Raw genomic sequence first — 24,969 nt, 5'->3', positions numbered from 1 at the left:
TCCTGCTTCATCGGCGATCGCCCCCGGGACGAACCCAAGCCGAGGTCTTACACCGCCTCCACAGGCATCACATCCCGCCAGCCCGGCGGTAGACCGGCCGAGCTTCCCCCACCGGAACCGCCGACGCTATCACCCGCAGACACGACGGGTGCTCGCCTGCTGGGCGGGCTACCTACCCACCAGGACCGGGATGCGGAGCCGGCCGGGCCGGGGCGTTTCCGCCCCCGCCGGACCCGCGGGGCCGCCACCGGCACTAGCATCAGCGCCGTCGGTCCCAGCCCGAGCAGGACCGGTACGCGACCTCCGCCGCGCTCGCCCGCGGCCGGACGTGACAGCACAAGGAGGCAGAGCATGGCGAAGAAGGCCCGCAAGAAGAAGGCCCGCAAGAAGAGCGGCGCGAACCACGGCAAGCGCCCCAACTCCTGATCGTCGGGACGCGACGGTGGCCCGGGTCCGATCGGACCCGGGCCACCGGTGTCTTCAGCTCGTCGCGATCGCGCTCAGTCGGCGAGTTCGCGGGACTCGGTGGTCTCGAAGACCACCAGCTCGGCCAGGCGTACGCGCAGTCGCTCCCGCAACTCCTCGGGCGCGGTCTCGTTGCCGCAGCAACGGGCGACCAGTGCCCGCACCTCCTGCTCGATGCCGTACTCGCGCAGGCACGGCCCGCACTCGTCCAAGTGGTGACGGATCAGCACACGCCGCTGCTCGGCGCACTCCAGGTCGAGGTAGAGGTAGACCTCGGCAAGCACCTCACGGCAGTCCGTCTCGTGCGGCTCTCCACAGCTCACGGTCACACCTCCCGGCTGGCGGCGGCGGTCGAACCCTTCGACGGCGCGGCGGTGAACCCCCGCTCGGCGGCGTACTGCTCGAGCAGCTTGCGCAGATTACGCCGACCGCGGTGCAGCCGCGACATCACGGTGCCGATCGGCGTACCCATGATCTCGGCGACCTCCTTGTAGGAGAAGCCCTCGACGTCGGTCAGGTAGACCGCCAGGCGGAACTCCTCCGGCAACTGCTGGAGGGCCTCCTTGACGTCACTGTCCGGCAGCCGATCGAGCGCCTCGGTCTCCGCCGAGCGCAGCCCGCTGGAGGTGTGCGACTCGGCCTCGGCGAGCTGCCAGTCGGTGATCTCGTCGGTCGGCGCCTGGACCGGCTGGCGCTGCCGCTTCCGATAGGAGTTGATGTAGGTGTTGGTCAGGATCCGGTAGAGCCAGGCCTTGAGATTGGTGCCCTGCTCGAACTGGTGGAAGGCGGCGTACGCCTTCAGGTAGGTCTCCTGGACCAGGTCCTCGGCATCCGCCGGGTTCCGCGTCATCCGCAGCCCGGCAGCGTAGAGCTGATCGACGAAGGGCATCGCGTCCCGCTCGAAGCGGGCCCTGCGCTCGTCCGTCTTCTCGGTGGTCAACCGCACATCCCCTCGCGTCGGATGCTTTCCCGCCGAGGATACGCGTACGGGCGTGCCCGCAGATTCGGTTCCGGCCAGTGTGCTGGCGCTCACCGCCGCCGACGCGGACCACTCCGGCGCGTCGAGCAGTCGCCTCAACGCCCGCGCGTCCCGTTCGTCCCGCTCCCGGCTCCGTGTCTCGATCGGCACCGGCCACCCCCCTCGGCTGGAAAAGTCATCCCGGGGGTGGTAACGCACGCCGCCGATGGCACATTCCGCAGCCACCCCCGCCGTTCCTGGTCCCGGCCCCGGCCGCGACCGGCGCTGGGACCAGGAAGGGCCTGGGAGGATGGCCCCGGATGCCCGAATCGGGCCGCCGACGCCATCCGATGCAACGACCCGCCGCCGCCCCGGGTCACGCCCGCGCATCCCCAAGATCGCCCTCCCCCACAAGATCGCCTGGTGTCGAACCGGACCGCTGGCGCCCGAGGAGCCTGACGTTGGCTGTCAGGCGGGCGTCCAGCCTCGGGTACGCAGCCAGTCGCGAACCACCTCGGCCGTGCCGGCCGGATTGCCGCGCAGGTCGTGCCGTTCGCCCGGGCGGATCGCCACCTCGACGTCCGGCCCGGGCTCGGGGACACCGAACGGGTCCCGGTCTCCGTTGACCACGAGGGTGGGCAGGCCGGTGGTCAGTTCGTCGGCGCGCGAGCGCTCCGGGCGCCCGGGAGGATGCAGCGGGAAGGCGAGCGCGACGATGCCGGCAGCGCCGACGGCACCGGCCGTACGGCAGGCGACCCGGGCACCGCTGGACCGGCCACCCACCACCCAGCGGGACACCGTCGGGTGACGCTCCCGCAGCGCGGCCAGCACGGCCCGCCATGCCTCGTCGAGGTGCCCCGCGGGGGCGGGCGCCCGCCGGCCGGCGACCCGGTACGGCTGGGTCACCCGGATCACACCCACCCCGGCGTCGACCACCGCGTCCCGGACCGCGAGCAGGTCCGGAGCATCCACGGCGCCGCCCGCCCCGTGCCCGAGGACCAGCAGAGTTTCGACCGGGACCGCCGGCAGGTCGGTGACCGTCCGGGCAGGTCCGCGAGGCGTTTCGATCTCGTCGCTGTGCCGCACCGGCCCATTCTGCGCCCGGCGCCGGTGGCCCGCGGCGCACCGGCGCATTCCGTGCCGGCGCCGAAGGGCCGTTCCGCTCCACGGCGTACCGGGCCGAAATGCCGCCGCCCGCGTCCGACGGACGCGGGCGGCGGCGTACGGAATCAGCGCGACGGCACCAGGGTGAGCAGACGGTCGCGGACCGGCGGGCCCGCCTCGTCGGCCGCATCCGGATCCGGCTGGACCTCGCTGCGCCAGGCGACGAGCATCGCCCGCCGCTCACGCGGCGTGGTGCCGCCCCAGACGCCGTGACAATCACCTACCTCAAGTGCCCAGGCCAGGCACGATCCCTGGACGTCACAACTTCGGCAGAGCGCGACGGCGGCGTCGGCCGGCTCATTGGGTGCCGGGAAGAACGTCTCCGGATCCACGCTCTGGCAGGTACCTCTGGTCCGCCACGCCTCGTCATGTCGTCGCTCACGTAACGCCCGCAGCAGCCGCGGGTCTCGTCGTGCGGCGGCCACTTCGTGCGGGCGGGGCATACGCGCCCGTGTCAATACACCCACCTCCCCCGTGGGACCGGCAGATGATCCTTAAGATCGATGGGTGTCATCCGCCCCGTGCGAACAGACGCCCAACGCCGGCGCTGTGTTCTATCGCACTTGCGGACACGGGGACAAGCCTCCGCGGTAAACATGGCTAAACGGCCGGGCGACGTTTCAGGCGCAACCCCGGCAAATCAGCACACGACAATGTGCCGACAATGATCAAAACAGCGTCATTTCCGAGGCCGCCTCCCCCCGCGCCAGGGGCACCCGGGCGGTCAGGCCGGGTCCGTCGTTGCGGACGTCGCCGACCGCCGCCGACACCGGCCGGATCTCCAGCCCGGCGAGCCACCCCGGAGCCGGCGGGGCGAGCAGCGCGGCGGGCTCCTCGGCCGGGCCGAGCCAGGATGCCCACCGCTCCGGGGGCAGCAGCAGCGGCATCCGGTCGTGCACCTCGGCCAGCTCGCCGACCGCCGCGGTGGTCAGCACGCTGAAGGTGAGCAGGGCGGCACCCGCCGGCTCCCAGACCGACCAGATGCCGGCGAAGGCCAGCACCGAGCCGTCCACGGGGGTCAGGTAGTACGGCTGCCGTCGTCCGTCCGGCTCGCGGACCCACTCGTACCAACCGTCGGCGGGCACCAGGCAGCGCCGCCGGGCGAAGGAGGGGGCGTACGCCCGACTGGTGGCGATGGTCTCCACCCGGGCGTTGATCATGCGGGCGGCCCCGGACGCGCTACGGGACCAGTGCGGCACCAGACCCCAGCGACCGACGGAGAGCAGCCGGTGACCCTCCGGAGCCAGCCGGACCAGCGGCACCGGATCGGTCGGGGCGACGTTGAAGTCCGGGCCGACCGCGTCGCTGGTCTCGTCGGACGACTCGAACAGCGCGCTGAGGTCGCCCGCGCTCCGGGTCGTCGCGTACCTCCCGCACATGCGCACACGCTAACCCGCCGCCGGCGTTCCGGCTGTCCCGCCAACCGGGAGCAGGCACGACGGGCGGTTCCACCGTCCCCGCGAGTTGGCACAATGTGGGCGTGGGGAATCTGACCGAAACGCGACCGCCGGAACCGTGGACCGCACCGACCGCCACCGACCCGGTCGCCGCCACGCTGCGCCTGCCCGGGTCCAAGTCGATGACCGCCCGGGCCCTGGTGCTCAGCGCGCTGGCCAGCGGCCCGTCGACGCTCGTCCGGCCGCTGCGCGCCCGCGACACCGAGCTGATGGCCGGCGGGCTGCGCGGGATGGGCGCCCACATGTCGATCTCCGACGACGAGCGCTGGCTGGTCCGGCCGCACCCACTGGTCGGCCCCGCCCACGTCGACGTCGGCCTGGCCGGCACCGTGCTGCGCTTCGTGCCGCCGGTGGCCGGCCTCGCCGCGGGCCGGGTCACCTTCGACGGCGACCCGTACACCCGGGCCCGCCCGCTCGGCCCGATGATCGGGGCGCTGCGCTCCCTCGGCGTACGCATCGACGCCCCCGCCACCGGCAGCCTGCCGCTGGCGGTGCTCGGCGCCGGCCGGGTCGCCGGCGGCGAGGTGGTCATCGACGCCTCCGCCTCCAGCCAGTTCGTCTCCGGGCTGCTGCTGGCCGCGCCCCGCTTCGACCGGGGGTTGGTGATCCGGCACGTGGGGCCGCCGGTCCCGTCCGCCCCGCACCTGCGGATGACCGTGCAGATGCTCCGGGCCGCCGGGGCCGCGGTCGACGACGCCACGCCCGACGTGTGGGCGGTCGAGCCCGGCCCGCTGACCGGGCGCGGCTGGGAGATCGAGCCGGACCTCTCCGGCGCGGTGCCGTTCTTCGCCGCCGCACTGGTCACCGGCGGCGAGGTGACCCTGCAGGGCTGGCCGCCCAGCAGCATGCAGCCGGTCGAGCAGCTCCGCGCGCTGTTGACCGGGATGGGCGGCGAGGTGACGCTGACCACCGCCGGGCTGACCGTCCGGGGCACCGGCAGCGTGCACGGCCTGACCGCCGACCTCTCCGACGTCAGCGAGCTGACCCCGGTGCTGACCGCGCTGGCGATGCTCGCCGACTCGCCGTCCCGGCTGACCGGGGTCGGGCACATCCGGGGGCACGAGACCGACCGGATCGCCGCCCTGGCCACGGAGTTCGCCGCGCTCGGCGCGGACATCACCGAGTCCGCCGACGGGCTGGAGATCCGCCCCCGCCCGCTGCGCGGCGGGACCTTCCGGACGTACGCCGACCATCGGATGGCGCACGCCGCGGCGGTGGCCGGGCTGGCCGTCCCCGGCATCGAGGTGGACGACGTGGCGTGCACCTCGAAGACCATGCCGGAGTTCCCGGCACTATGGTCGGGGATGGTGACCGGAAAGAGCTGACCCGACGGGGGGACGTCCTGGCGACCAGGCGACGCGAGTACGACGAGGACGATGTCCGGGTCCGGCCCGGGAAGTCGTCGCGCCCGCGTACGCGCACCCGGCCCCGACACGAGAACGCGGTCGACGGGTTCGTGATCGCCGTCGACCGGGGCCGCTACACCTGCGTGCTCCCCGACGGCGGGCCGGACGCTCCGACCGTCACCGCGATGCGCGCCCGCGAGCTGGGCCGCAAGTCGGTGGTGGTGGGCGACCGGGTCGGCCTGGTCGGCGACACCTCCGGCGCGCCGGGCGCGCTGGCCCGGATCGTCCGGATCGCCGACCGCAGCTCCGTGCTGCGGCGTACCGCCGAGGACGACGCGACCACCGCCGAGGGGCGGCTGGAACGGGTCGTCGTCGCCAACGCCGACCAACTGGTGATCGTCAGCGCGCTGGCCGACCCGCCGCCGCGCACCGGGTTCATCGACCGCTGCCTGGTCGCCGCGTACGACGCCGACATCGAGCCGCTGCTCTGCCTGACCAAGGCCGACCTGGCCGGCCCGGAGGCGGTCCTCGACTACTACACCGAGCTGGAGCTGCCGTACGTGCTGATCCGGCCGGACTCCGCGCTGGACGCGCTGCGCGCGCTGCTCGCCGGGCGGGTGTCGGTGCTGGTCGGGCACTCCGGAGTGGGCAAGTCGACGCTGGTCAACCGCCTCGTCCCGGAGGCCGGCCGGGCGGTCGGCACGGTCAGCGCGATCGGCCGGGGGCGGCACACCTCGACCAGCGCGGTGGCGCTGCGGCTGTCCCCGCTCCGGCTCGGCGCGTCCGGCGCCGCGCCGCGACCCGGAGACGGCGACCCGGGCTGGATCATCGACACCCCCGGGGTACGCAGCTTCGGGCTGGCCCACGTCTCGGCGGAGAGCCTGCTGCACGGCTTCCCCGATCTGGTGGAGGGGACGGTCGACTGCCCGGCGAACTGCCAGCACACCGCCGACGAGGCGGACTGCGCGCTGGACGCGTGGGTGGCCGCCGGCAAGGCCGACCCGCGCCGGCTGGCGTCGTACCGCCGGCTGCTGGCCTCCCGGTCCGGCGAGGGCGACCCGCGGGAGCCCGAGCGGAACCCCGGCGACCCGCTCGCCGGTTCCTGACCGACGGGACGCCGGGCGCGTTCGCGGCCCGGAGCGGCCCCGAGCCGGTTCCTGACCGGCGGGACCCCGACCGCCCCGCCGCCACGGCCGTCCGGACGTCGCTACCGTGTCCGGCATGACCGGGTACGCCGACGACCTCGCCCTCGCCCACCTGCTCGCCGACGCCGCCGACGCCGTCTCCACGGCCCGGTTCCGCGCCCTCGACCTGCGGGTCGAGGCCAAGCCCGACCTGACCCCGGTCTCCGACGCGGACACCGCCGTGGAGCGGACGATCCGCACGCTGCTGGCCGAGCACCGGCCGGGCGACGGCCTGCTCGGCGAGGAGTACGGGGAGCAGCCCGCGACCGGCCCGGACGGGCGACGCTGGGTGGTCGACCCGATCGACGGCACGAAGAACTTCGTCCGGGGCGTACCGGTCTGGGGGACCCTGATCGCCCTGCTGGAGGCCGACCGTCCGGTGCTCGGCCTGGTCTCCGCCCCGGCACTGGGCCGACGCTGGTGGGCCGCCCGGGGTGCGGGCGCGTACGCCGGTCCCGACCTGGCCTCCGGCGCGCCGATCCGGGTCTCCGGCGTCACCGGCCTGGCCGACGCGAGCTTCTGCTACTCCTCGCTGACCGGCTGGGAGGAGGCGGGCCGGCTGGACGCCGTGCTCCAGATCATGCGCGACACCTGGCGCAGTCGGGCGTACGGCGACTTCTACGGCTACATGCTGCTGGCCGAGGGGGCGCTGGACGTGATGGTGGAGCCGGAGCTGTCGCTCTGGGACATCGCCGCGCTGGTCCCGATCGTCACCGAGGCGGGCGGCACCTTCACCGACCTGGCCGGTCGACCCGCCCCGGCCGGGACCAGTTCCGACGAGATCAGTGCGATCGCCACCAACGGGCCGCTGCACGGGGACATCCTGGCCCGGCTCGGCCGACCAGCCGCGCGCTGATCCACGGGCTGTCCTCTATCCTCGCCAGGTGGTGTCCTCCGGTTGGTGTTTCCTGGCGGCGATGATCGTCGCGTACGGCTTCGCCAACCTGCTCCAGTCGGTGGCCGCGGCGCGGACCACCCTGCACCACACGTTCGATCCCGGGCTGCTGCTCCGGCTGGCCAGCCACCGGACCTACCTGGTCGGCCTGCTGTGCCAGGTCGTCGGCTTCGTCTTCGCCTTCCTCGCCCGCCGCGACCTACCGTTGTTCCTGGTCCAGGCCAGCGTGGCGGCCGGGCTCGGGGTGACCGCCGTGCTCGGCGTGCTGGTGCTCAAGTGGCGACTTCCGGTCGCCGAGGTCGTGCTGCTCGTGCTGCTCTTCGGCGGGATCACCGCGCTGGTGCTCGCCGCCCAGCCCGCACCGTCCCGGCAGCTCGGCACGGGGGGACTGGTCGGTCTGGCGGTGGCGCTCGTCGTGATCGCCGTGCTCGGCTTCTTCACCGCCCGGCTGCGCGGTGCGCCCGGCTCGGTGGCGCTCGGCTCGCTGGCCGGGATGGCGTTCTCCGCCGCGGCGGTGGCCGCCCGCCCGCTCGCCTCGGCCGACTCGGCGGAGGCGTTCGTCCGTGACCCGCTGCTCTACCTGCTGATCGTCCACTCGGTGGTCGGGCAGCTGCTGCTCGGCCTGGCCATGCAGCGCGGCTCCACCACGGCGGCGGTGGCCGCGATGGACGCCGCCGGGGCGGTCCCCGCGGCGATCATCGGCCTGCTGCTGCTCAACGACCGGATCTGGCCCGGACGGGAGTGGCTGGCCGGCGTCGGCTTCCTGGCCACGCTGGTCGCGGTGCTCGGCCTGACCCGGTACGCCGAGCCGCAGCACCACCACGCGGTCGCCCGCAAGCGGGAACGGCCCCTGGTCGCCGCCGGCACGGCCGCCCGGCCACGCCGCTGACCTCCGCCCCTGGGGCCCGACCCGGCCCGCCCGGTCAGGCCGCCTCGACCGGCCTGCGCCGGCTGACCACCCGCTCGTAGAGCCGTTCCAGTGCGCCGGCTGTCCGTTCCCAGGTATAGCTGCACCGCACCCGGTCCACCGCTGCGTGCCCGTACGCGAACCGCCCGGCGTTGTCGGTCAGCAGCCGGCGCAGGGTCACCCCGAGGGCACGGACGTCCCCGGGCGGTACGAGCTTCCCGGTCACCTCGTCGACCACCGCGTCGGCGAGGCCGCCCATCGCGTAGCCGACCACCGGCACCCCGCAGGCCATCGCCTCCAGCGACACCCGCCCGGCCGAGCAGTAGTGCGGCGTGCAGGCGACCACGTCGGCGGAGCGGTACCAGGTCGCCATCTGGCCGTGCGGGACCGCCCCGACCAGCGTCACCTGGTCGGCCACCCCGGTCCGTTCGGCCAGTTCACGCAGCCGGCGCGCCTCGTCGTGATCGGCGAGCTGCGCGGCCGGCGGACCGCCGGCGATGATCAGCTCGGCGTCGCCGACCAGCCGCAGCGCCCGGATCACGTCCTCCTGGCCGTGCCGGGGCGAGAGCCCGCCGACGGAGAGGATGCGGGCCCGCTGGTCCCGGGGTGCCGCCTCGCCGTCCGGGTGGAACTGCTCGGTGTCCACCCCGGTCGGCACCATCGCCACCGCGGTGCGCTGGAGCCCCATCCGGGTCAGCTCGTCGACCTCGTCGTTGCACTGGGCGATCGCGATGTCCACCGCCCGGGTCAGCGCCCGCTCCAGCGGGATCCGCTCCCCCGGCCCGTCGTACCGCTGGCCGAGGTGACGGAGCTGCTCGACGCCGAGCGAGTGGAAGGTCTGCACGACCGGGATGTCCGTCTCGCGTACGGCGTTGGCGGCGGCCAGGCCCCCGACCCAGTAGTGCCCGTGCACCACCTCCGGCGTCCAGTCCCCGGACCACCGCTGCGCGAGCCAGCGGCCGAACTCGGTCACGTACGGCACCAGCTCGGCGGTGGCCAGCGGGACGGGCGGGCCGACGGGCGCCCGCTCCAGCCGGTAGCCGTCCAGCTCGACCGACTCGGGCTGACCCGGGTCGTCGCGCCGCTCGTGGACCCGGATGTCGTGACCTCGTGCGGCGAGTTCGGCCGCCACCCGCGCGACGTGCTGGTACGTACCGACGGTGGAACCTTCGACGGACGGGCCGGCGTGTGCGCACACAAGGCCGACGCGCATGGTGCACCTCCACGCGTTCTATCCAGCGGTGGATCCTCCGGTCAGAGGGTCCCATTAACCCGGCCCCGGTGCGCCGAAACCTGGCAGATCAGGCGCCGCCCCGCGGACCAGGTCGAACGGTGGTCGACCCCGACGGCACGCGGCGTGTCCCCGGCATCTGAAGGAAGGTTGCCGGGCCAACCATGATCGGGGCGACCCCGGCCGCATGACCGGCCCGGCCCGGGGGTACCGCCGAGGAATGCCTCTCACCCGCAGCCTCGGCGACGCCACCGTCGTGATCACCGGCGCCTCCAGCGGCATCGGGGCGGCCACCGCGTACGCGCTCGCCCGCCGGGGCGCCGACGTGGTGCTGGCGGCGCGCACCGAGGAGGCGCTGCGCCAGGTCGCCACGCGCTGCCGGAAGCTGGGCGGTCAAGCACTGGTCGTACCCACCGACGTGACCGATCCGGAGGCGGTGGAGCGGCTCGCGGCGCGGGCGGCGGCGGAGTTCGGCCGGATCGACGCCTGGATCAACAACGCCGCGGTGAGCGTGGTGGGGCTGTTCGACGAGATCCCGGTGACCGAGTTCCGCCGGGTGGTGGCGGTGAACCTGCTCGGCACGGTCTACGGGACGAAGGCGGCGCTGCGCTGGCTGGACGCCGCGGGGGGCGGGGTCCTGGTCAACAACGCCTCGGTGCTGGCCGAGGTGGCCATGCCCTACCAGTCGGCGTACAACGCGGCCAGGCACGGCATCCGCGGGCTGGCCGACACGATCCGGCAGGAGTTGCGCGTCACCGGCCGGAACAACATCTCCCTCTGCACCGTGCTGCCGGCGGCCGTCGACACCCCGTTCTTCCGGCACGCCGCCAACCGCACCGGCCGGGAGCCGGCCCCGCCCCCGCCGGCCCACCCGCCGGAGGTGGTGGCCGAGACGATCGTCCGGCTGCTGCGCCGGCCCCGCCGGGAGGCGTACGCGGGCGGCACGGCCCGGCTGCTCGGGCTCCAGTGGCGACTGGCCCCGGCGGTGGTGGAGCGGGTGTCCGGCTGGTACACCGCCCGCACCCGGTTCGGCCCCGGCGTACGGCTGGACACCGCCGGCAACCTGTTTCCGCCCGACGCGGCGGCAGGCGGCTGGCACGGCCGCCGCCGGCAACTGCTCCGGCTGACGGCGTTCGGGCTGGCCGCGGCGGGCACCGCGGTGGGCACCGTGGCCGCGATCAGCCGGCGATCGCGGGCCGGCCGCTGATGCCGCGCGCCGACCGGCCGGATGCGCCGCCCGAACCGGGCCGGCAGGATGGGTCGATCATGCCGACGGACCCGCGTTGTCGGGTGGTCACGGACGGATCGTCCCCGGTCGTCAGGCTCACCGGCGTGCTCGATCGGGCCGGCGCCGACGGCGTCCGCGACGCGCTCCTCGCCGGGCTGTGGCAGCGGTCCGGCCCGGTGATCGTCGACCTCTCCGCGATCCGGATCGCCGATCCCGAGGCCCGGGCCGTGGTGGACGACGTGCACCGCGCGGTGGCCGACTGGCCCGCCAGCGGGCTGCTGGTGCTCGACCCGTCCCGCTCTGTCAACCCCGACGCCCCGGTCCGCCCGTCCGGTTCCAGCTCCCGCGCCCCGGTCCACCGCCCCGGCTCCGGCCCCGGCGCCCCGGTCTACCCGTCCCTGGACCGGGCGCGGGCCGCGCTGGCCGAGGTGCCGCCGGCGGCCGTGCTGGCCGCCGACCTGCCGCCCGCGGTGGGCGCGGCCCAGAAGGCACGGGCACTCGTCACCGACGGCTGCGCCCGGTGGGGCGTGCCGGAGCTGGTCGACCCGGCCTGCATCGCGGTCACCGAGATGGTGAACAACGTGGTCGCCCACGCCGGGACGCCGATGACCGTCCGGCTGGCCCGGCACGGCAGCATCCTGCACCTGGCCGTCCGCGACGGGTCCACCCGACGGCCCGCGTACGCCGGGCTGGCCCCACTCACCTCGGTCGGCGGGCGCGGGCTGCTGCTCGTCGCCACCTCCGCCCGGCGTTGGGGCAGCACGCCGCTGCCGGACGGCAAGGTGGTCTGGTGCGTGCTGCACGCCGAGGACGAGGCCGCCCGCCTCGGTTGACCCGCGCCGACGGGGCGCCAGCTGCGGCAGATCTGGCCGGTTTCCGACCGTTCCTCCCGATCCACCCCCGCCGGACCCGGTTAGCCCGGTCAGCTCGGCGGGTAGTGACCAATCATGCGCGACGACGACTACCCCACCCCCGTGTCCGATCCGGAGGCGGAGGGACTGCCCGACACCGCCGACGACGACTCCACGGCCGACGACGACGTCCTGACCGGACGCGAGGCGGACGGCCCGGAGCCGGCGCAGCTTCCCGCCGACCGCGACCCGGTGGCGGTGGACCACTTCGGGACCACCGCCGAGGAGCAGCTCGACGGCGAGTCGCTGGACTACAAGCTCCAGCGGGAGACGTACGAGCGGCCCGTCGACGATCCGCTCGCCGGCCCGGTCGACCCGGGCATCGCCGCCGAGGCGGACAGCGAGGAGGCCGCCGCGCAGGCCCAGTTCGACGCGGACGTGATCGACCCGGGCCCGACCTCCGACCCGCACTCGGCGGTCTCCATCTACGACCACGACCAGCTCGGCGCCGTCGCCGACCACCAGGTGGGCCGGCTGGTCGAGCCGGATGAGGGAGCGCACACCGACCAGGAGACCGACAGCATCGGGTACGACGCGGGCGCGGCCGGCGGCGGGGCGACCGCCGAGGAACTGGCGGTCCACGAGACCCGCCCACCCGAGGCCACCCCCTGACGGCACGCGTCCGTCAGTCGTCCAGGCCCCGCTCGATGGCGTACCGGGTCAGCTCGACCCGGTTGTGGAGCTGGAGCTTGCCGAGCGTGTTCTGCACGTGGTTCTGCACCGTCCGGTGGGAGAGCCCGAGCCGCTCGGCGATCTGCTTGTACGACAGCCCCTTCGCCACCAGTCGCAGCACCTCGGTCTCGCGCTCGGTGAGCCGGGGCGCCGCGTCGTGGACGGTGGCCGGGCGGGCCGCCAGCCGCCGGTACTCCCCGAGCACCAGCCCGGCCAGCCCGGGCGTGAAGACCGGCTCGCCGGCCGCCGTACGACGCACCGCGTCCAGGAACTCGGCCGGGGCGGCCGACTTGACCAGGTAACCCGTGGCGCCGGCCTTCACCGCGTCCAGCACGCTCTGCGGCTCACCGCTGGCCGACAGCATCAGCACCCGTACCTCCGGCAGCACGGCGCGCAGTCCGCGGATCACCTCGACGCCGGAGACGTCCGGCAGTTGCAGGTCGAGCACGACCACGTCCGGGCGGGCCGCCGCGGCCACCCGGACCGCCTGCCGCCCCTCCCCGCTGGTCGCCACCACCAGGTGCCCGGCCTCGGTCAGGTCGCGGGCGACCCCCTCCCGCCACATCGGGTGGTCGTCGACCACCATCACCCGCACGCCGCTGCTCATCGGCCGTTCCTCGGCACGGTCAGCTCGATCTCGGTACCCGCGCCGGGGGCGGAGACGATCCGCGCCGAGCCGCCCAGGTCGGCGACCCGGCCGCGGATCGACTGCGCCACCCCGAGCCGGCCCTGCGCCGCGGCCTCGGCCAGCCGCCCCTCCGGAATTCCCGGGCCCTCGTCGCGTACCGAGACGGTCACCGTCTCCCCCTCGTCCTCGATCAACACCCAGGCCCGCCCGCCGGCGTGCCGGGCCACGTTGTCCAGCGTCGCCCCGACCGCGGCGGCCAGTCCGTCGGCGACCCGGGCGGGCAGCGTCACCGGGGTGGCCGGCGCGGCCAGCTCGACCGTCGCCGAGGCATACCGGTCGAGCAGCTCGCGCAGATCGGTATCCCCCTCGTCGGCTGGCACGGCCCCGGCCCGGCCGATCAGGGCGCGCAGCGCGACCTCCTGCTCACCGGCCAGCCGGGCCAGCTCGCCCGCCTCGCCGTCCAGCTCGGCGCCGCGCCGCCGCACCAGCACCAGCACCTGCAGCACCGAGTCGTGGATGTCCCGGGCCAGCCGCTCCCGCTCCCGGGTGGCCGCCTCCAGCTCCACCGCCCGTTGCAGCCGCTGCTCGGCGGTGACCGCCAGTCGCGCCACGTGCCCGACCGCCACCCCGGCGAGCAGCATCAGGATCAACCCGGTGACCGACGACTGGCTGATCCGCGTCCGGGTGGCCAGGTCGACCCCGCCGAGCACCAGCGCGGCAACCGTGCCGCGCCGCCGGCCGCCGGAGACCGCCCAGGCCAGCACCGGGCCGGCCAGCCAGGCGACGGTCAGGGTGGGCACGCCGGCGGCGAGTGCCGCACGCCCCACCACCCACGGGGTGGAAACCATGATCGCGAGGACCACACCGAGGTCGGCCAGGAGCAGCGGCCAGCGCCGCCCGGCCGGGCGCGCGTAGCCGGCCGTGGTCACCCCGGTCCAGGCCAGCATCAACAGGAGTACGCCGCCGGCGGCCAGCGGGTGCGCGTACCGGTGTCCGTCGCGGAGCACCAGCAGCCCGATGTACGCCAGCGAGGCGAACCGGAACACCGCGATCGACCGCCAGAGCGGGACCTCCAGGCCACCCGGGGACGACGGCATGTGCGACACCATGTCACAGCTGGCCAGGGGTGGGGTGACGGGTGCGCGCCGGGAAACCCTGACGTACGGTGGAAATGCCGCGAAAATCGCCGAGATCCACCGTCGGGACGGGGCCATGACAGACGCAGATCTCCCCGCACCGCGTACGGTTGTGCCCATCGAACCTTCCCTCCTCATCGGCGAGGCCTTCGACCAGGCCCAGGTGACCGAGTTGCGTCACTCGGTCACCTCCTGCGTGCACGCCGTGGGGCTGCGCGGCCAGCGGTTGGACGACTTCGTGCTGGCGGTCAACGAGCTGATCACCAACGCCGTTCGGCACGGCGGCGGCCAGGGCTGGCTGCGGCTCTGGCACGGGGCCGGGGAACTGGTCTGCGAGGTCGCCGACCACGGTCGCGGGATCAGCGCCCACCGGCTCAGCGACCGCAACCGGCCCGCCCCGGACACCGCCGGCGGCTGGGGCCTCTGGCTGGCCCGGGAGCTGAGCGACACCATGGTGGTCGACACCGGCGACGCGGGCACGGTCGTACGGATCACCGCGGCACTCGGTCTCCCCGAGCAGATCCGCAGGCAGCCCGCCGAGTAGGCGCACCGGTCGGAGATCCTGGACGGTGCACGCCTGCCGATCGTACGGGTCGGCGCGGGGCGGGCGACGGACGATCCCGGCAGGTACGGTGCAGCCGTGACCGGAGAATTCGTCGCCGCCATCGACCAGGGCACCACCTCGTCGCGGTGCATCGTCTTCGACCGGGCCGGGGCGATCGTCGCCGTCGCCCAGCGCGAGCACCGGCAGCACTTCCCGCGGCCCGGCTGGGTCGAGCACGACGCCGAGGAGATCTGGGCGAACGTCCAGCAGGTGGTGCGGGAGGCCCTGGCCGCCGCGGGCACCGGGCCGGCCGGGCTGGTCGCCGTCGGCATCACCAACCAGCGGGAGACCACCGTGGTCTGGGACCGGGCGACCGGCCGGCCGGTCGCCAACGCCATCGTCTGGCAGGACACCCGCACCGCCCCGGTGCTGCGCGAGCTGGCCGAGTCCTACGACGAGGAGCGGCTGCGGGCCCGTACCGGCCTGACCCTGGCCACCTACTTCGCCGGGCCCAAGCTGCGCTGGCTGCTCGACCACGTCGACGGGCTGCGCGAGCGGGCCGAGCGGGGCGAGGTCCTCTTCGGCACGATGGACAGCTGGCTGATCTGGAAGCTGACCGGCCGGCACGTGACGGACGTGACCAACGCCAGCCGGACCATGCTGATGGACCTGGAGACCCTGGACTGGGACCCGGAGCTGCTCGACGCGCTGCGGGTGCCGGCCGCGATGCTGCCGGAGATCCGCGGCTCGGCGGAGGTCTACGGGGTCGCCGGCGGGGTGCTCGCCGGAGTGCCGGTGGCCAGCGCGCTCGGCGATCAGCAGGCCGCCCTCTTCGGACAGACCTGCTTCCAGCCCGGCGAGGCCAAGTGCACCTACGGCACCGGCAGCTTCCTGCTGCTCAACACCGGCACCTGCCCGGTCACCTCCCGGCACGGACTGCTCACCACCGTCGCGTACCGGATCGAGGGCCAACCGGCCGTGTACGCCCTGGAAGGCGCGATCGCGGTCACCGGCTCGCTGGTCCAGTGGCTGCGGGACAACCTCGGCCTGATCTCGACCGCTCCGCAGATCGAGGAGCTGGCCCGCACGGTGGACGACAACGGCGGCTGCTACGTGGTGCCGGCCTTTTCCGGGCTGTTCGCGCCGCACTGGCGCAGTGACGCCCGGGGCGTGATCGCCGGGCTGACCGGCTACGTCACCAAGGGGCACCTGGCCCGGGCGGTGCTGGAGGCGTCCGGCTGGCAGACCCGCGAGGTGGTCGACGCGATGAACGCGGACTCCGATGTCGCGCTGCGCCGGCTGCGGGTGGACGGCGGGATGACCGGCAACACCCTGCTGATGCAGTTCCTCGCCGACGTGCTCGACGTGCCGGTGGTCCGCCCCCGGATCACCGAGACCACCTGCCTCGGCGCCGCGTACGCGGCCGGACTGGCGGTCGGCTTCTGGCCGGACCTGACCACCCTGCGGGAGCACTGGCGGGCCGACGCACAGTGGACCTCGGAGATGGACCCGGCGCTGCGCGACCGGGAGCTGCGCAACTGGCGCAAGGCCGTACAGCGCACCCTCGACTGGGTGGAGTGACCCGCACCCGGTTCGCTGCGCGGCGGTTCGATCGAACGGAGAAACAGTTGACCGTGTCCCTGTTGATGCTCCTCATCATGTCCGGCCTCGGGCTGACCGGGATCGGCTACGCCACCGTCCGGTTCTGGCGCGACCGACGCCTGCTGCGCGAGGGCCACCGGGCGCCCGGCGAGGTGGTTGACCTGCTGGTCAACAAGGTCAAGAGCGGCGAGATCTACACCCCCGTGGTGCGCTTCCACACCGCCGACGGGGTGCCGGTCACCTCGTCGCCGGGCCGGTGGCGCCAGGCCCCCTTCACCCCGGACGGCCAACCGGTCACTGTGGTCTACGATCCTTCCCGGCCGTCGCGGGTGCTGGTCGTCGCCAGCGGACGCACCGGCACCGAGTCCGTGGTCGTCCCGTTCGTCGCGCTGCTGGTGATCGGTGTCGCCCTGGCCATCGCCGGGGTGTACGTCTTCTACACCTTCTAGCGCCGGCCACCGCTCGGCATATCCGTCTCTTGCGGATGGTCGGGCCGCCGCCCCGGTCGTTGGCGCGCTTTGTCACGTTCCCGGATTCCGGCTAACGTCGGCGCGACCCGAATGGCACGACGACGCGAGGGTGATACCGAGATGACCGCAACCAACGGGGAGCCGGCGGGGAACGACAACCCGATGGCCCAGATCGCCGCCCGGATGCGTGAACAGATGGCGCAGGGCGACGAGCTGCGGAGTCGGCTGACCGGGCTGACCGGCCGGGCGGTCAGCGACGACGAGCAGATCGAGGTGGTCTGCACCGCCGAGGACCCGGCCCACGAGCTGCGGATCGACCCCCGCGCCATGCGCCGCTCCTCCGCCGAGCTGGCCGAACTGCTGCAGGAGCTGCTCCGATCGGCCCGGACGGATCTGCAGCAGCAGACCACCGAGGCGGTACGCGACGTGGCCGGCCAGTTCGGACCGCAGTCGCTGATCGGCAACCCGGCCGCAGCACAGGCCAAGCTGGCACAGATCAACGAGATGGTCAGCGGCCCGATGCGGCAGAGCAGCGAACTGCTGGAGCGGCTGCGCCGCCAGTTGTCGATCTGAGCTGACAGGACATTCGCCGAAACGCCGGCGGGCGGGTACGGCGGAGGCTCGAAGCGGCGGAACAGCCTTCGATGCGCGCTTGCTAGGCTCGGCCCGGCCGGCCGCACCGCGAGCGGCAGGGCCCACGGGGAGGGTTGATGATCGAGGTAGACGTGGGCGCGATCCGCGCCCTGGCCAAGGATATCGAACAGCAGACGGCGCCCGGACTGGAAGCGGCTTCCGAACGGCTGAACAACACCAGGGCGATCGAACACAGCAACTTCACCACGGTGGTCCCGGCCCTCGCGGTCGTGTATGTCGCGGCGGTGGAGTTCATGGAGGAGGAACTGCGCACCAAGCGGACCCACCTCATCGAGATCGAGTCCCGGCTGAACACCAACGCCGACAACTGGGAAGCGACGGAAGACGCCAGCACCATCGTTACCCGCTGAGGTGAGGACCGCATGGCAACGAGCAGTTCGGCCGCGGCCGCGAAGGCGGCCCTTCTTGAGATCACGATCGCCTGCGCGGTCATTCCGGGCGCCTGGCCGATCGCCCAGATCGTCTACTTCAACCAGTGCGACCCGGAGGCCATGCTGGACGCCTCCCAGGAGTGGATGCAGGTCTACCGCGAGCTAGAGGTCGCCCGGCAGTGCCTGGATCAGGCGGTCTCCTCGGTGTCGGCGGAGCAGTGGGCCGGTGCGGACCGGGACGCGTTCGGCAAGCACGTGCAGGCGTACGACGTGCAGGTGGTCGGCAGCCAGGTCGTCGCCGTAGCGGTCTCCGTGGGCCTGATCTGCGTCGCCGTGGTGCTGCTCGTCCTGATCGTCGCGTACGCGCTGATCTCCACGATCCTGTGCGCCTTCGCCGTCTTCATCGCGGCCGCGGCGGCCAGCTTCATCGGTGCGCCCGCCGCGGCCTCCGCCGAGGCGACCGCCAACTCGATCGCCGCTTCGGCGCTGGGCGTGCTGAAGACCATCGAGGCCGCGGCCGAGGGAGCCGCCCTCGGCGCCGCCGCCGCCGTCACCGGGGCCCTCGCCTTCGACGTCGGGGTGCAGCTGGGCAGCGGTAACACCGACGTGCTGAAGGATCTCGTCCAGGCCTCGATCGACGGGATCGACAACGTGCTCGTCGGCTTCCTCTCCAAGCTGGAGCGGGACTTCGTCGGCCACGGGATCTACAACGGCGGCAAGCACGTGGCGGGCTCACCCTACGGGCCGGGATCCCTGATGTACGGCGGCATGACGCAGTACGGGCCGACGGGCGACGGCTACGGCACGGGCGGCCTGGTGGACAACATCTGGAACCGGTTCTTCGACGAGGACGCCATCAACCACTGACCACCCGTCAGTCCCAACGGTTGCCGGTGAGCTTCTCGTAGACGTCGACGTAGCGCGCGCGGGTCGCCTCGACCACCTCGGCCGGCACCTCGGGGGCCGGCGGCCGCCGATCCCAGCCGCTGCCGATGGCCCAGTCCCGGACGTACTGCTTGTCGTAGGAGAACTGGGCCCGGCCCGGCTGGTACGACTCGGCCGGCCAGAACCGGGACGAGTCGGAGGTGAGGAGCTCGTCGGCGAGGACCAGGCTACCGTCCGGCGCCCAGCCCAGCTCGATCTTGGTGTCGGCGACCAGGATGCCCCGGTCGGCGGCGAGCTCCGCGCCGCGCCGGTAGACGTCGAGGGTGATCTGCCGTAGCCGCTCGGCGGTCTCCGCGCCGAGCTTGTCGACCACCTGCGCGTAGGTGATCGGCTCGTCGTGCTCGCCCTTGGGCGCCTTGGTCGACGGGGTGAAGATCGGCTCGGGCAGGATCGACGCCTCCACCAGGCCTCGGGGCAGCTCGACACCGGAGACCGCGCCGGTGCGCTGGTATTCATCGAACCCGCCGCCGGTGAGGTAGCCCCGGGCCACGCACTCGACCGGGACCATCTCCAACCGCCGGCAGCGGATCGCCCGGCCGGCGAACTCCGCCGGCACGTCGGTGGCCGAGATCACATGGTTCGGCACCAGGTCGGCGAGCTGCTCGAACCACCACAGCGACAGGGCGGTGAGCAGCCGGCCCTTGTCCGGGATCGGGGTCGGCAGCGCCACATCGTAGATGGAGATGCGGTCGGAGGCGACCAGGAGCAGGTCGTCGCCGTCGGCGTACACGTCCCGGACCTTGCCCGAGTGCAGAAGTTCCACGGCGCCTAGTACACCACGCGGCCGGGCCCGCGCCCGGTGCGGCCACCGGCCGTCCCGTCGGAGGGGCCGGCGGCACCCGTCCCGGCGTTGACACCCTCGCCCGTGCCCTGGGTAAATGATCTGTACGCAGCATCCGCCCGCCCCAGGAGAGCCCCGTGCGCGCTCCGCAGTCCGTGCCCCGTCCCCACGTCGACCGACGGCGGTTCCTCGGTGCGCTGGCCGGGCTGCCGCTGCTCGCCGGAGGGATGGCCGGCTGCCGGCCGGAGGAGGATGCCCGGGTCGACGACGGGCCGGTCGAGCTCTCGGTGTTCTGGTGGGGCGGGACCCGCCGGTCCACCGCGACCGAGCAGGCGCTGCGCCTCTACTCGCAGCAGAACCCCCGGGTCCGGTTCCGGTTCACCTCGCAGGGGCTCGCCGGCTACTACGACCGGCTGGCCACCCAGGCGACCGGGGGCAACGTGCCCGATCTGTTCCAGATCGACGACACGGTGCTCACCGAGTACGCCCAGCGGGAGATCGTCCTCGACCTCGACCCGTACGTCGCCGACCAGCGGCTCGACCTCAACGGCCTGCCGGAGCACCTGGCCCGCTACGGCCAGGTGTCGGGCCGGACGATGGCCGTCCCCGCCGCGCAGACCAACGCCGCGCTCGTCTACAACCGCGACCAGCTACGCCGCCTGAAGCTGCCCGAGCCGGGCGGCGGGATGCCGTGGAAGGAGTACCTGCAGTGGGCCACCCGGGTCACCCAGGAGTCCCACAGCCGGGTGGCCGGCATGGTGGACGCCTCCGGCGACTACCGGGCACTCTGGCTCTGGCTGCGGGCCCAGGGCGGCGAGCTCTACCGGGGGCGGCAGCTCGGCTTCAGCTCGGCCGAACTGCTCGACTGGTTCGAGTTCTGGGAGGTGGCCCGCCTCGACCGGGCGACACCGACCGCCGGGCTGGTGGAGCTGGCGGACAGCGGCGAGTTGGCCCGTCAGCCCGTGGTCACCGGGCAGGCGGCGGCGTCCTTCGCCTGGTCGCACGAGCTGCCGGAACTCCAGCGACTCACCGATGACGAGCTGGGCATGACCACGTTTCCGGGCACCCCGGCCGCCCAGTGGCCGCGGGCATCGATGTACTGGGCGGCGTTCCGGGGCACCCGTCACCCCGGGGCGGTCGTCGACGTGATCAACTTCCTGACCACCAACGTGGCGGCCGGTCGGGTCCTCGGCACCGAACGCGGGCTGAACGCCAGTGTCCCCGTCCGGCGGTTCGTCGAGCAGGGCGTGACCGACCGGTCGGGAAAGCGGGTGGTGGCCCTCGGCACCGACCTGGCCGAGCTGATGGGGCCCGCGCCCGAGCCGCCGCCGAAGGGGCATACGCAGGTGCGCAACCTGCTCGTGGCCGCCGCCGAGAGCATCCGCAGCAAACGGTCGGGCGCCCGGGCAACGACCTCCCGATTCATGGCCCAGGCGAACGCGGCCCTGGCCGAGTGACCACCGCCGCGCCGCGGGCCCGGGAGCGCGGAGGCACCCGCCGGGCCGGCGCAGGGGCGGCAGATCGCCGCGCTGGCCGCGACGGCGCGGTCAGCGGGGCGGGCCGCTCCGGCGACGGGTCAGCCGCATCAGCAGGAGCACCAGCAGCACGATCACCCCGACCACCACCAGGCAGCAGAACAGCCCGAGGAAGCCGAAGCCGCCCCGGGGCCGCCGCCGGACGGCCTCCACCACCACTTCGCCGGTGCCCGTGGACGCCCACGCCGCGACCGGCACGAACACCGAGAGCACGATCCCGCCGAGGACCGCGCCGAGCCGGCCCCACCACCTGTTCCAAGCAGACATGGCCCCATCCTCGCCGAACAGCGCAACCAGGAAGAGTCGCACCGTGCCGGGCCGGAAACAGACGAGAGGCCCCGGAGCACACTCCGGGGCCTCTCGTGACGAGTAGCGGGGACAGGATTTGAACCTGCGACCTCTGGGTTATGAGCCCAGCGAGCTACCGAGCTGCTCCACCCCGCGTCGGCTTGTACAGCTTATCGCATCTCCGGAACGGAGATCAGCCGGGTCCGGCGATCGCGACCGGGACCCGAAGAACGGGAAGAAGAACGGGAAGAAGAACGGCCCCGAGGGATCCTCGGGGCCGTTCCATTTCGTAGCGGGGACAGGATTTGAACCTGCGACCTCTGGGTTATGAGCCCAGCGAGCTACCGAGCTGCTCCACCCCGCGTCGGTCCGTTAACCGTAGCGCACGGACCCCACGGGGCGCAAAACGGCTGCCAGGACAGCCAGTTCCTGACCGCCTTGCGGGCCTCCCGTCCGGAACACGACAAGCCCGCGGCCCGGGACCGCTACGGGTCTCCGGGCCGCGGGCTCGGTGGTCGGGCCGGCGTCAGCCGTTCGGTGTCGGCGAGGGCGAGGCCGGTGACGACGCTGGCGGGCTGCCGCTGGGCGACGCGGCGGGCGACGGGTTGGCCGCCTCCTGCGCATGCTGGAACGCGGTGATCGCCTCGTCCAGCGCCTTCAACGCCCGGCCGTACCGCTCGAAGTCGCCGGACGTCTGGGCGGCCTTGACCTCGGTGATGGCGCTCTGCACCCGGTCGGCGGCCTGGGCCAGCTCACCGGTGAGCACCGGCTGGGTGGTGCCGCCGCCGGTCGGCGGATTCCCGTCGGTCGGCGGGGTGCTGCCGCCCGGGGCGGGATTGCCGGCCCCCCGTTTGCCCTTCTCGACGAGTTGCTTGATGCCGTCGTTGATGTTGTTCGCCAGCACCACGTACGAGCTGCCGTCGCCGTACGAGAGCAGCACCTTCTGCAACAGCGGGAACGCGTCCTGCTGGTTGCTCTTCACGTAGACCGGCTCGACGTAGAGCATGCCGTCGGCGAAGGGCAGCGAGAGCAGGTTCCCGTACTGCACCTGCGCCTGGTTGGACTGAAGCAGGTTGAGCTGCTGGCGGATGTCGCCGTCGTTGGTCATCTGCTGGTGCACCTGGACCGGGCCGCCGGTCCGGGTCTGGTCCGGCAGCTCCAGCACCTCCAGCCGTGGCTGGCCGTCGACATACGACCCGGAGATCAGCGCGGCGAGGTTCTGCCGGCGGTTCGGGGTGACCGCTGAGGTGAGCTGGAAGCGCGGCCCCTCCTGCCCGGGGAACTGGGTGAAGAGGTAGTAGGGCGGCTGCTTCTGCCCGCTGTCCGGCGCGTCCGGGGCGTTCGGCACCTCCCAGAAGTCCTGCCCGGAGTAGAAGTCGCCCGGATCGGTGACGTGGAACCGGGTCAGCAGGTTGCGCTGCACCTTGAACAGGTCCGCCGGGTAGCGGAAGTGGTCGGCCAGCTCCGCCGGGATGTCGCTCTTCGGCTGCACCAGGTCGCCGCCGAACGCCTTGTTCCAGGCCTTCAGCACCGGGTCGTTGTCGTCGAACTGGTAGAGCCGCACCGTGCCGTCGTAGGCGTCGACCGTCGCCTTGACCGAGTTGCGGATGTAGTTGACGTTCTCCCGGGCGAGCTGGAACGTGCCCCGCCCGGTCAGCTCGTCGGCCGTCTCGGCCTGAAGGTTGACCCGGTCGGCGTACGGGTAGGTCGCGGCCGTGGTGTAGCCGTCGACGATCCACAGGACCCGGCCGTTCACCACCGCCGGGTACGGGTCGCCGTCCAGGGTGAGGAACGGCGCGACCTTCTCCACCCGGTCCCGCGGGTTGCGCACGTAGAGCAGCTTGGAGTCCTTGTTCACCGCCTCGGAGAGGAGGAAGTTCGACTCCTGCTCCTTGATCGCGTAGAGCAGCCGCCGGGTGAACGAACCGATCTTGACGCCGCCCTCACCGGTGTACGTGTAGTACTGCTCGCCGCCGGTCGAGATCGGCCGGTCGAACTCCACGTTGCGGTCGCCGGTCTGCCCGACGATCGCGTAATCGTCGGCCGTCATCCGCTCGCCGTAGTAGATCCGCGGCTGATCGGCCGGGATCTGCTCGGACGCCGACGAGCAGCCCTGCGTCTCCTTCGCCGCCTCGCCGAGGAAGCCCGAGACGAAGTACGGCACGCCGTTGCAGACCTGGTTGGCGGGTGCGGCCACCAGCCCGTACCCGTGTGTGTAGACGGTGTGCCGGTTGATCCAGTTGCTCTGCTGCGGGGTCAGCTCGCCGTAGTTGATCTCCCGGAGGCCGACCACGTAGTCGGAGGTCTTGCCGTCGACCGCGTACCGGTCGATGTCCAGCTTCGCGCCGAAGTCGTAGAAGCCACGGACCTGCTGGAGCTGGGTGTACGTCTCGGAGACCAGCTGTGGGTCGAGCAGCCGGACGTTCGACACCACCGAGGTGTCGGTGGCCAGGCTGGCCGGCGGGACGAGGTTGCTCGCCGCGTACCCGGTGCTCTTCGCGGCGGTCAGCCCGTACGCCTCCCGGGTCGCGTCGATGCTGCGCTGGATGTACGGCGCCTCCTTGTCCCGGGCGCTCGGCTTCACCTCGAAGGTCTGCACCGCCCACGGGTAGATGCCGCCGATCGCCACCGCCGAGACGCCGAGCAGGGCGAGCGCGATGCCGGGCCAGACCAGGTTCCGCATCACCGCGTTGGAGAACACGATGATCGCGATGGCCACCACGATCGAGATGTACGCCAGGATCTCCTTCGCCGGGAGCAGCGCGTTCACGTCGGCGTAGCCGGCGCCGTAGAGCTTGGCGCCCTCGTTGTACTCCAACAGCATCGCCCGCCGGTCCAGCACGTACGCGATCGCCTTGAGCAGGACGAAGACGGCGACCAACGTGCTCAGGTGGCCCCGGGCGGCGTTGGTCATCCGGTCACCGACGCCCTGCAGCCGCACCCCGCCGTAGATGTAGTGCACGGCCAGCGCGCCGAGCAGGGACAGCACCACCACGGTGAAGCCGACGCCGAGCAGATAACGCCAGAACGGCAGCTGGAAGACGTAGAACCCGACGTCGACGCCGAACTCCGGGTCCTTCACGCCGAAGTCCCCGCCGTTGCGGAACAGCATCCACTGGCCCCACCGGCTCTGCGCCGACAGCCCGGCGAAGAACCCGATGGCGGCGGAGACCAGGGCGATCCAGGTGCCGAGCCGGGGGGTGAGCAGCATCCGGTACCGCTCCAGGGTCGCCTGCTCGGGCGAGTGCGGGCGCAACTGGGGCCGCAGCCGGTACGCCAGCCAGAGGTTGCCCGCGATGATCACCGCCAGGCCGGCCCCGACCACCAGGAACAGCACCAGCCGGGTGACGAGGACATCGCTGAAGACCTGGGTGTAGTGGACCTCGTCGAACCAGAGCCAGTCGGTCCACGCGTTGACTCCCCACCCGAGCAGGGTGAACAGCAGGAACACCCCGATCAGGACCCCGATGGTGACGCGTCCGCGCCGGCTCATTCTCGGCAGGGGGCTGCTACGCATGACCACTGTTGGCTCCGCACGCTCGATGTGATCGGCTCCGACCAGGCACCCAGAGTACGTGGTGTTCCTGAACACGTCGG

25 protein-coding genes, 2 tRNA genes and 1 pseudogene are annotated in these 24,969 nt (G+C 73.0%); 15 read left to right on the top strand and 13 right to left on the bottom strand.

The genetic code is table 11. From position 1 onward, the window contains the following. Positions 1-351: 351 nt before the first annotated feature. Positions 352-426, top strand: a complete 75-nt coding sequence (locus ACIRG9_RS24810; protein ID WP_369700219.1) for a 50S ribosomal protein bL37 — start codon at positions 352-354, stop codon at positions 424-426. 74 nt (positions 427-500) lie between these two features. On the opposite strand, the gene rsrA is transcribed toward ACIRG9_RS24810, so the two are convergent. The 5 genes from rsrA to ACIRG9_RS24785 form a co-directional block, all read right to left on the bottom strand. Then, complete coding sequence (gene rsrA / locus ACIRG9_RS24805; RefSeq protein WP_402860390.1) at positions 501-788, bottom strand: mycothiol system anti-sigma-R factor; 288 nt, start codon at positions 786-788, stop codon at positions 501-503. Between the two features lie 2 nt (positions 789-790). After that, entirely contained in the window at positions 791-1,594 is an 804-nt protein-coding gene (locus ACIRG9_RS24800) for a sigma-70 family RNA polymerase sigma factor (protein WP_402860387.1), read from the bottom strand. Between the two features lie 297 nt (positions 1,595-1,891). Then, complete coding sequence (locus ACIRG9_RS24795; RefSeq protein ID WP_402860384.1) at positions 1,892-2,509, bottom strand: alpha/beta family hydrolase; 618 nt, start codon at positions 2,507-2,509, stop codon at positions 1,892-1,894. Between the two features lie 143 nt (positions 2,510-2,652). Further along, the gene (locus ACIRG9_RS24790; protein WP_402860381.1) at positions 2,653-3,045 is read right to left on the bottom strand and encodes a WhiB family transcriptional regulator; all 393 of its coding nucleotides are present in this window, start codon (positions 3,043-3,045) and stop codon (positions 2,653-2,655) included. A gap of 210 nt (positions 3,046-3,255) precedes the next feature. Beyond that, complete coding sequence (locus ACIRG9_RS24785; protein ID WP_402860378.1) at positions 3,256-3,966, bottom strand: SOS response-associated peptidase; 711 nt, start codon at positions 3,964-3,966, stop codon at positions 3,256-3,258. Between the two features lie 101 nt (positions 3,967-4,067). Between ACIRG9_RS24785 and aroA the strand changes: the two genes are divergently transcribed. The 4 genes and pseudogenes from aroA to ACIRG9_RS24765 all read left to right on the top strand — a co-directional run bounded on the left by aroA (position 4,068) and on the right by ACIRG9_RS24765 (position 8,438). Then, entirely contained in the window at positions 4,068-5,369 is a 1,302-nt protein-coding gene (aroA, locus tag ACIRG9_RS24780) for a 3-phosphoshikimate 1-carboxyvinyltransferase (RefSeq protein ID WP_402860376.1), read from the top strand. Continuing rightward, the gene (locus tag ACIRG9_RS24775) at positions 5,339-6,496 is read left to right on the top strand and encodes a ribosome small subunit-dependent GTPase A (protein WP_402860373.1); all 1,158 of its coding nucleotides are present in this window, start codon (positions 5,339-5,341) and stop codon (positions 6,494-6,496) included. Before aroA ends, ACIRG9_RS24775 begins: the two co-directional genes overlap by 31 nt. Before the next feature lie 115 nt (positions 6,497-6,611). Further along, entirely contained in the window at positions 6,612-7,430 is an 819-nt protein-coding gene (gene hisN, locus ACIRG9_RS24770; protein WP_402860370.1) for a histidinol-phosphatase, read from the top strand. A gap of 61 nt (positions 7,431-7,491) precedes the next feature. Beyond that, positions 7,492-8,438: pseudogene (locus ACIRG9_RS24765) on the top strand (hypothetical protein). Here ACIRG9_RS24765 and ACIRG9_RS24760 read toward each other — a convergent pair. Then, the gene (locus tag ACIRG9_RS24760) at positions 8,393-9,589 is read right to left on the bottom strand and encodes a glycosyltransferase (protein WP_402860367.1); all 1,197 of its coding nucleotides are present in this window, start codon (positions 9,587-9,589) and stop codon (positions 8,393-8,395) included. The pseudogene ACIRG9_RS24765 and the gene ACIRG9_RS24760 overlap by 46 nt on opposite strands. Positions 9,590-9,827: 238 nt before the next feature. Here ACIRG9_RS24760 and ACIRG9_RS24755 point away from each other — a divergent pair, with 238 nt between their 5' ends. From ACIRG9_RS24755 to ACIRG9_RS24745, 3 genes are all read left to right on the top strand, one after another. Then, complete coding sequence (locus tag ACIRG9_RS24755) at positions 9,828-10,814, top strand: SDR family oxidoreductase (protein ID WP_402860364.1); 987 nt, start codon at positions 9,828-9,830, stop codon at positions 10,812-10,814. A 125-nt stretch (positions 10,815-10,939) separates the two neighbouring features. Next, positions 10,940-11,668 carry an ATP-binding protein gene (locus ACIRG9_RS24750; protein ID WP_402860361.1) on the top strand — a complete coding sequence of 243 codons (729 nt, stop codon included), beginning with the start codon at positions 10,940-10,942 and terminating at the stop codon, positions 11,666-11,668. A 114-nt stretch (positions 11,669-11,782) separates the two neighbouring features. Continuing rightward, complete coding sequence (locus ACIRG9_RS24745; RefSeq protein ID WP_402860358.1) at positions 11,783-12,358, top strand: DUF5709 domain-containing protein; 576 nt, start codon at positions 11,783-11,785, stop codon at positions 12,356-12,358. Between the two features lie 13 nt (positions 12,359-12,371). Here ACIRG9_RS24745 and ACIRG9_RS24740 read toward each other — a convergent pair whose 3' ends face one another. Together ACIRG9_RS24740 and macS are read right to left on the bottom strand one after the other, a co-directional pair. Continuing rightward, positions 12,372-13,025, bottom strand: coding sequence for a response regulator (locus ACIRG9_RS24740; protein ID WP_402860355.1), 654 nt, complete (start codon positions 13,023-13,025; stop codon positions 12,372-12,374). Next, on the bottom strand, positions 13,022-14,143 hold the full coding sequence (macS, locus tag ACIRG9_RS24735) for a MacS family sensor histidine kinase (protein WP_402860352.1): 1,122 nt from the start codon (positions 14,141-14,143) through the stop codon (positions 13,022-13,024). Before macS ends, ACIRG9_RS24740 begins: the two co-directional genes overlap by 4 nt. A 115-nt stretch (positions 14,144-14,258) precedes the next feature. On the opposite strand from macS, the gene ACIRG9_RS24730 reads away from it, so the two are divergent. From ACIRG9_RS24730 to ACIRG9_RS24705, 6 genes are all read left to right on the top strand, one after another. Beyond that, entirely contained in the window at positions 14,259-14,726 is a 468-nt protein-coding gene (locus tag ACIRG9_RS24730; RefSeq protein WP_402860349.1) for an ATP-binding protein, read from the top strand. 96 nt (positions 14,727-14,822) lie between these two features. Next, complete coding sequence (gene glpK, locus ACIRG9_RS24725; RefSeq protein WP_402860346.1) at positions 14,823-16,307, top strand: glycerol kinase GlpK; 1,485 nt, start codon at positions 14,823-14,825, stop codon at positions 16,305-16,307. 53 nt (positions 16,308-16,360) lie between these two features. Continuing rightward, positions 16,361-16,777, top strand: a complete 417-nt coding sequence (locus ACIRG9_RS24720) for a DUF3592 domain-containing protein (protein ID WP_402860610.1) — start codon at positions 16,361-16,363, stop codon at positions 16,775-16,777. 141 nt (positions 16,778-16,918) lie between these two features. Continuing rightward, positions 16,919-17,371, top strand: coding sequence for a YbaB/EbfC family nucleoid-associated protein (locus ACIRG9_RS24715; protein ID WP_402860343.1), 453 nt, complete (start codon positions 16,919-16,921; stop codon positions 17,369-17,371). A 137-nt stretch (positions 17,372-17,508) separates the two neighbouring features. After that, positions 17,509-17,802: a hypothetical protein gene (locus tag ACIRG9_RS24710; RefSeq protein WP_402860340.1), complete on the top strand. Its 294-nt coding sequence runs from the start codon at positions 17,509-17,511 to the stop codon at positions 17,800-17,802. A gap of 12 nt (positions 17,803-17,814) precedes the next feature. Next, on the top strand, positions 17,815-18,690 hold the full coding sequence (locus ACIRG9_RS24705; protein WP_402860337.1) for a hypothetical protein: 876 nt from the start codon (positions 17,815-17,817) through the stop codon (positions 18,688-18,690). Between the two features lie 7 nt (positions 18,691-18,697). Here the strand turns inward: ACIRG9_RS24705 and ACIRG9_RS24700 are convergent, their stop codons facing one another. Continuing rightward, positions 18,698-19,531: a phosphoribosylaminoimidazolesuccinocarboxamide synthase gene (locus ACIRG9_RS24700; protein ID WP_402860334.1), complete on the bottom strand. Its 834-nt coding sequence runs from the start codon at positions 19,529-19,531 to the stop codon at positions 18,698-18,700. A 155-nt stretch (positions 19,532-19,686) separates the two neighbouring features. Here ACIRG9_RS24700 and ACIRG9_RS24695 point away from each other — a divergent pair, with 155 nt between their 5' ends. Next, entirely contained in the window at positions 19,687-21,006 is a 1,320-nt protein-coding gene (locus tag ACIRG9_RS24695) for an ABC transporter substrate-binding protein (RefSeq protein WP_402860331.1), read from the top strand. A 90-nt stretch (positions 21,007-21,096) separates the two neighbouring features. On the opposite strand, the gene ACIRG9_RS24690 is transcribed toward ACIRG9_RS24695, so the two are convergent. From ACIRG9_RS24690 to ACIRG9_RS24675, 4 genes are all read right to left on the bottom strand, one after another. Next, positions 21,097-21,351: a hypothetical protein gene (locus ACIRG9_RS24690; RefSeq protein WP_402860328.1), complete on the bottom strand. Its 255-nt coding sequence runs from the start codon at positions 21,349-21,351 to the stop codon at positions 21,097-21,099. Positions 21,352-21,454: 103 nt separating this feature from the next. Further along, positions 21,455-21,528: transfer RNA gene (locus ACIRG9_RS24685), tRNA-Met, on the bottom strand. Positions 21,529-21,662: 134 nt separating this feature from the next. Beyond that, positions 21,663-21,736, bottom strand: a tRNA-Met gene (locus tag ACIRG9_RS24680). 162 nt (positions 21,737-21,898) lie between these two features. Further along, complete coding sequence (locus ACIRG9_RS24675) at positions 21,899-24,889, bottom strand: UPF0182 family protein (RefSeq protein ID WP_402860325.1); 2,991 nt, start codon at positions 24,887-24,889, stop codon at positions 21,899-21,901. Positions 24,890-24,969: the final 80 nt, after the last annotated feature.

Source organism: Micromonospora sp. NPDC093277, from assembly GCF_044765245.1.
Classification (GTDB): Bacteria; Actinomycetota; Actinomycetes; order Mycobacteriales; family Micromonosporaceae; genus Micromonospora.
The sequence above is the reverse complement of the archived record's forward strand: the minus strand, read 5'-3'. Positions and strand labels throughout refer to the sequence as shown.

Excerpts from the sequence above, each read along its gene's own strand:
- ACIRG9_RS24785 (WP_402860378.1), bottom strand. The coding sequence starts at position 3,966 with ATGTGCGGGAGGTACGCGACGACCCGGAGCGCGGGCGACCTCAGCGCG.
- ACIRG9_RS24775 (WP_402860373.1), top strand. The coding sequence starts at position 5,339 with ATGGTCGGGGATGGTGACCGGAAAGAGCTGACCCGACGGGGGGACGTC.
- hisN (WP_402860370.1), top strand. The coding sequence starts at position 6,612 with ATGACCGGGTACGCCGACGACCTCGCCCTCGCCCACCTGCTCGCCGAC.
- ACIRG9_RS24760 (WP_402860367.1), bottom strand. The coding sequence starts at position 9,589 with ATGCGCGTCGGCCTTGTGTGCGCACACGCCGGCCCGTCCGTCGAAGGT.
- ACIRG9_RS24755 (WP_402860364.1), top strand. The coding sequence starts at position 9,828 with ATGCCTCTCACCCGCAGCCTCGGCGACGCCACCGTCGTGATCACCGGC.
- ACIRG9_RS24745 (WP_402860358.1), top strand. The coding sequence starts at position 11,783 with ATGCGCGACGACGACTACCCCACCCCCGTGTCCGATCCGGAGGCGGAG.
- ACIRG9_RS24740 (WP_402860355.1), bottom strand. The coding sequence starts at position 13,025 with ATGAGCAGCGGCGTGCGGGTGATGGTGGTCGACGACCACCCGATGTGG.
- macS (WP_402860352.1), bottom strand. The coding sequence starts at position 14,143 with ATGCCGTCGTCCCCGGGTGGCCTGGAGGTCCCGCTCTGGCGGTCGATC.
- ACIRG9_RS24730 (WP_402860349.1), top strand. The coding sequence starts at position 14,259 with ATGACAGACGCAGATCTCCCCGCACCGCGTACGGTTGTGCCCATCGAA.
- ACIRG9_RS24715 (WP_402860343.1), top strand. The coding sequence starts at position 16,919 with ATGACCGCAACCAACGGGGAGCCGGCGGGGAACGACAACCCGATGGCC.
- ACIRG9_RS24710 (WP_402860340.1), top strand. The coding sequence starts at position 17,509 with ATGATCGAGGTAGACGTGGGCGCGATCCGCGCCCTGGCCAAGGATATC.
- ACIRG9_RS24705 (WP_402860337.1), top strand. The coding sequence starts at position 17,815 with ATGGCAACGAGCAGTTCGGCCGCGGCCGCGAAGGCGGCCCTTCTTGAG.
- ACIRG9_RS24690 (WP_402860328.1), bottom strand. The coding sequence starts at position 21,351 with ATGTCTGCTTGGAACAGGTGGTGGGGCCGGCTCGGCGCGGTCCTCGGC.
- ACIRG9_RS24675 (WP_402860325.1), bottom strand. The coding sequence starts at position 24,889 with ATGCGTAGCAGCCCCCTGCCGAGAATGAGCCGGCGCGGACGCGTCACC.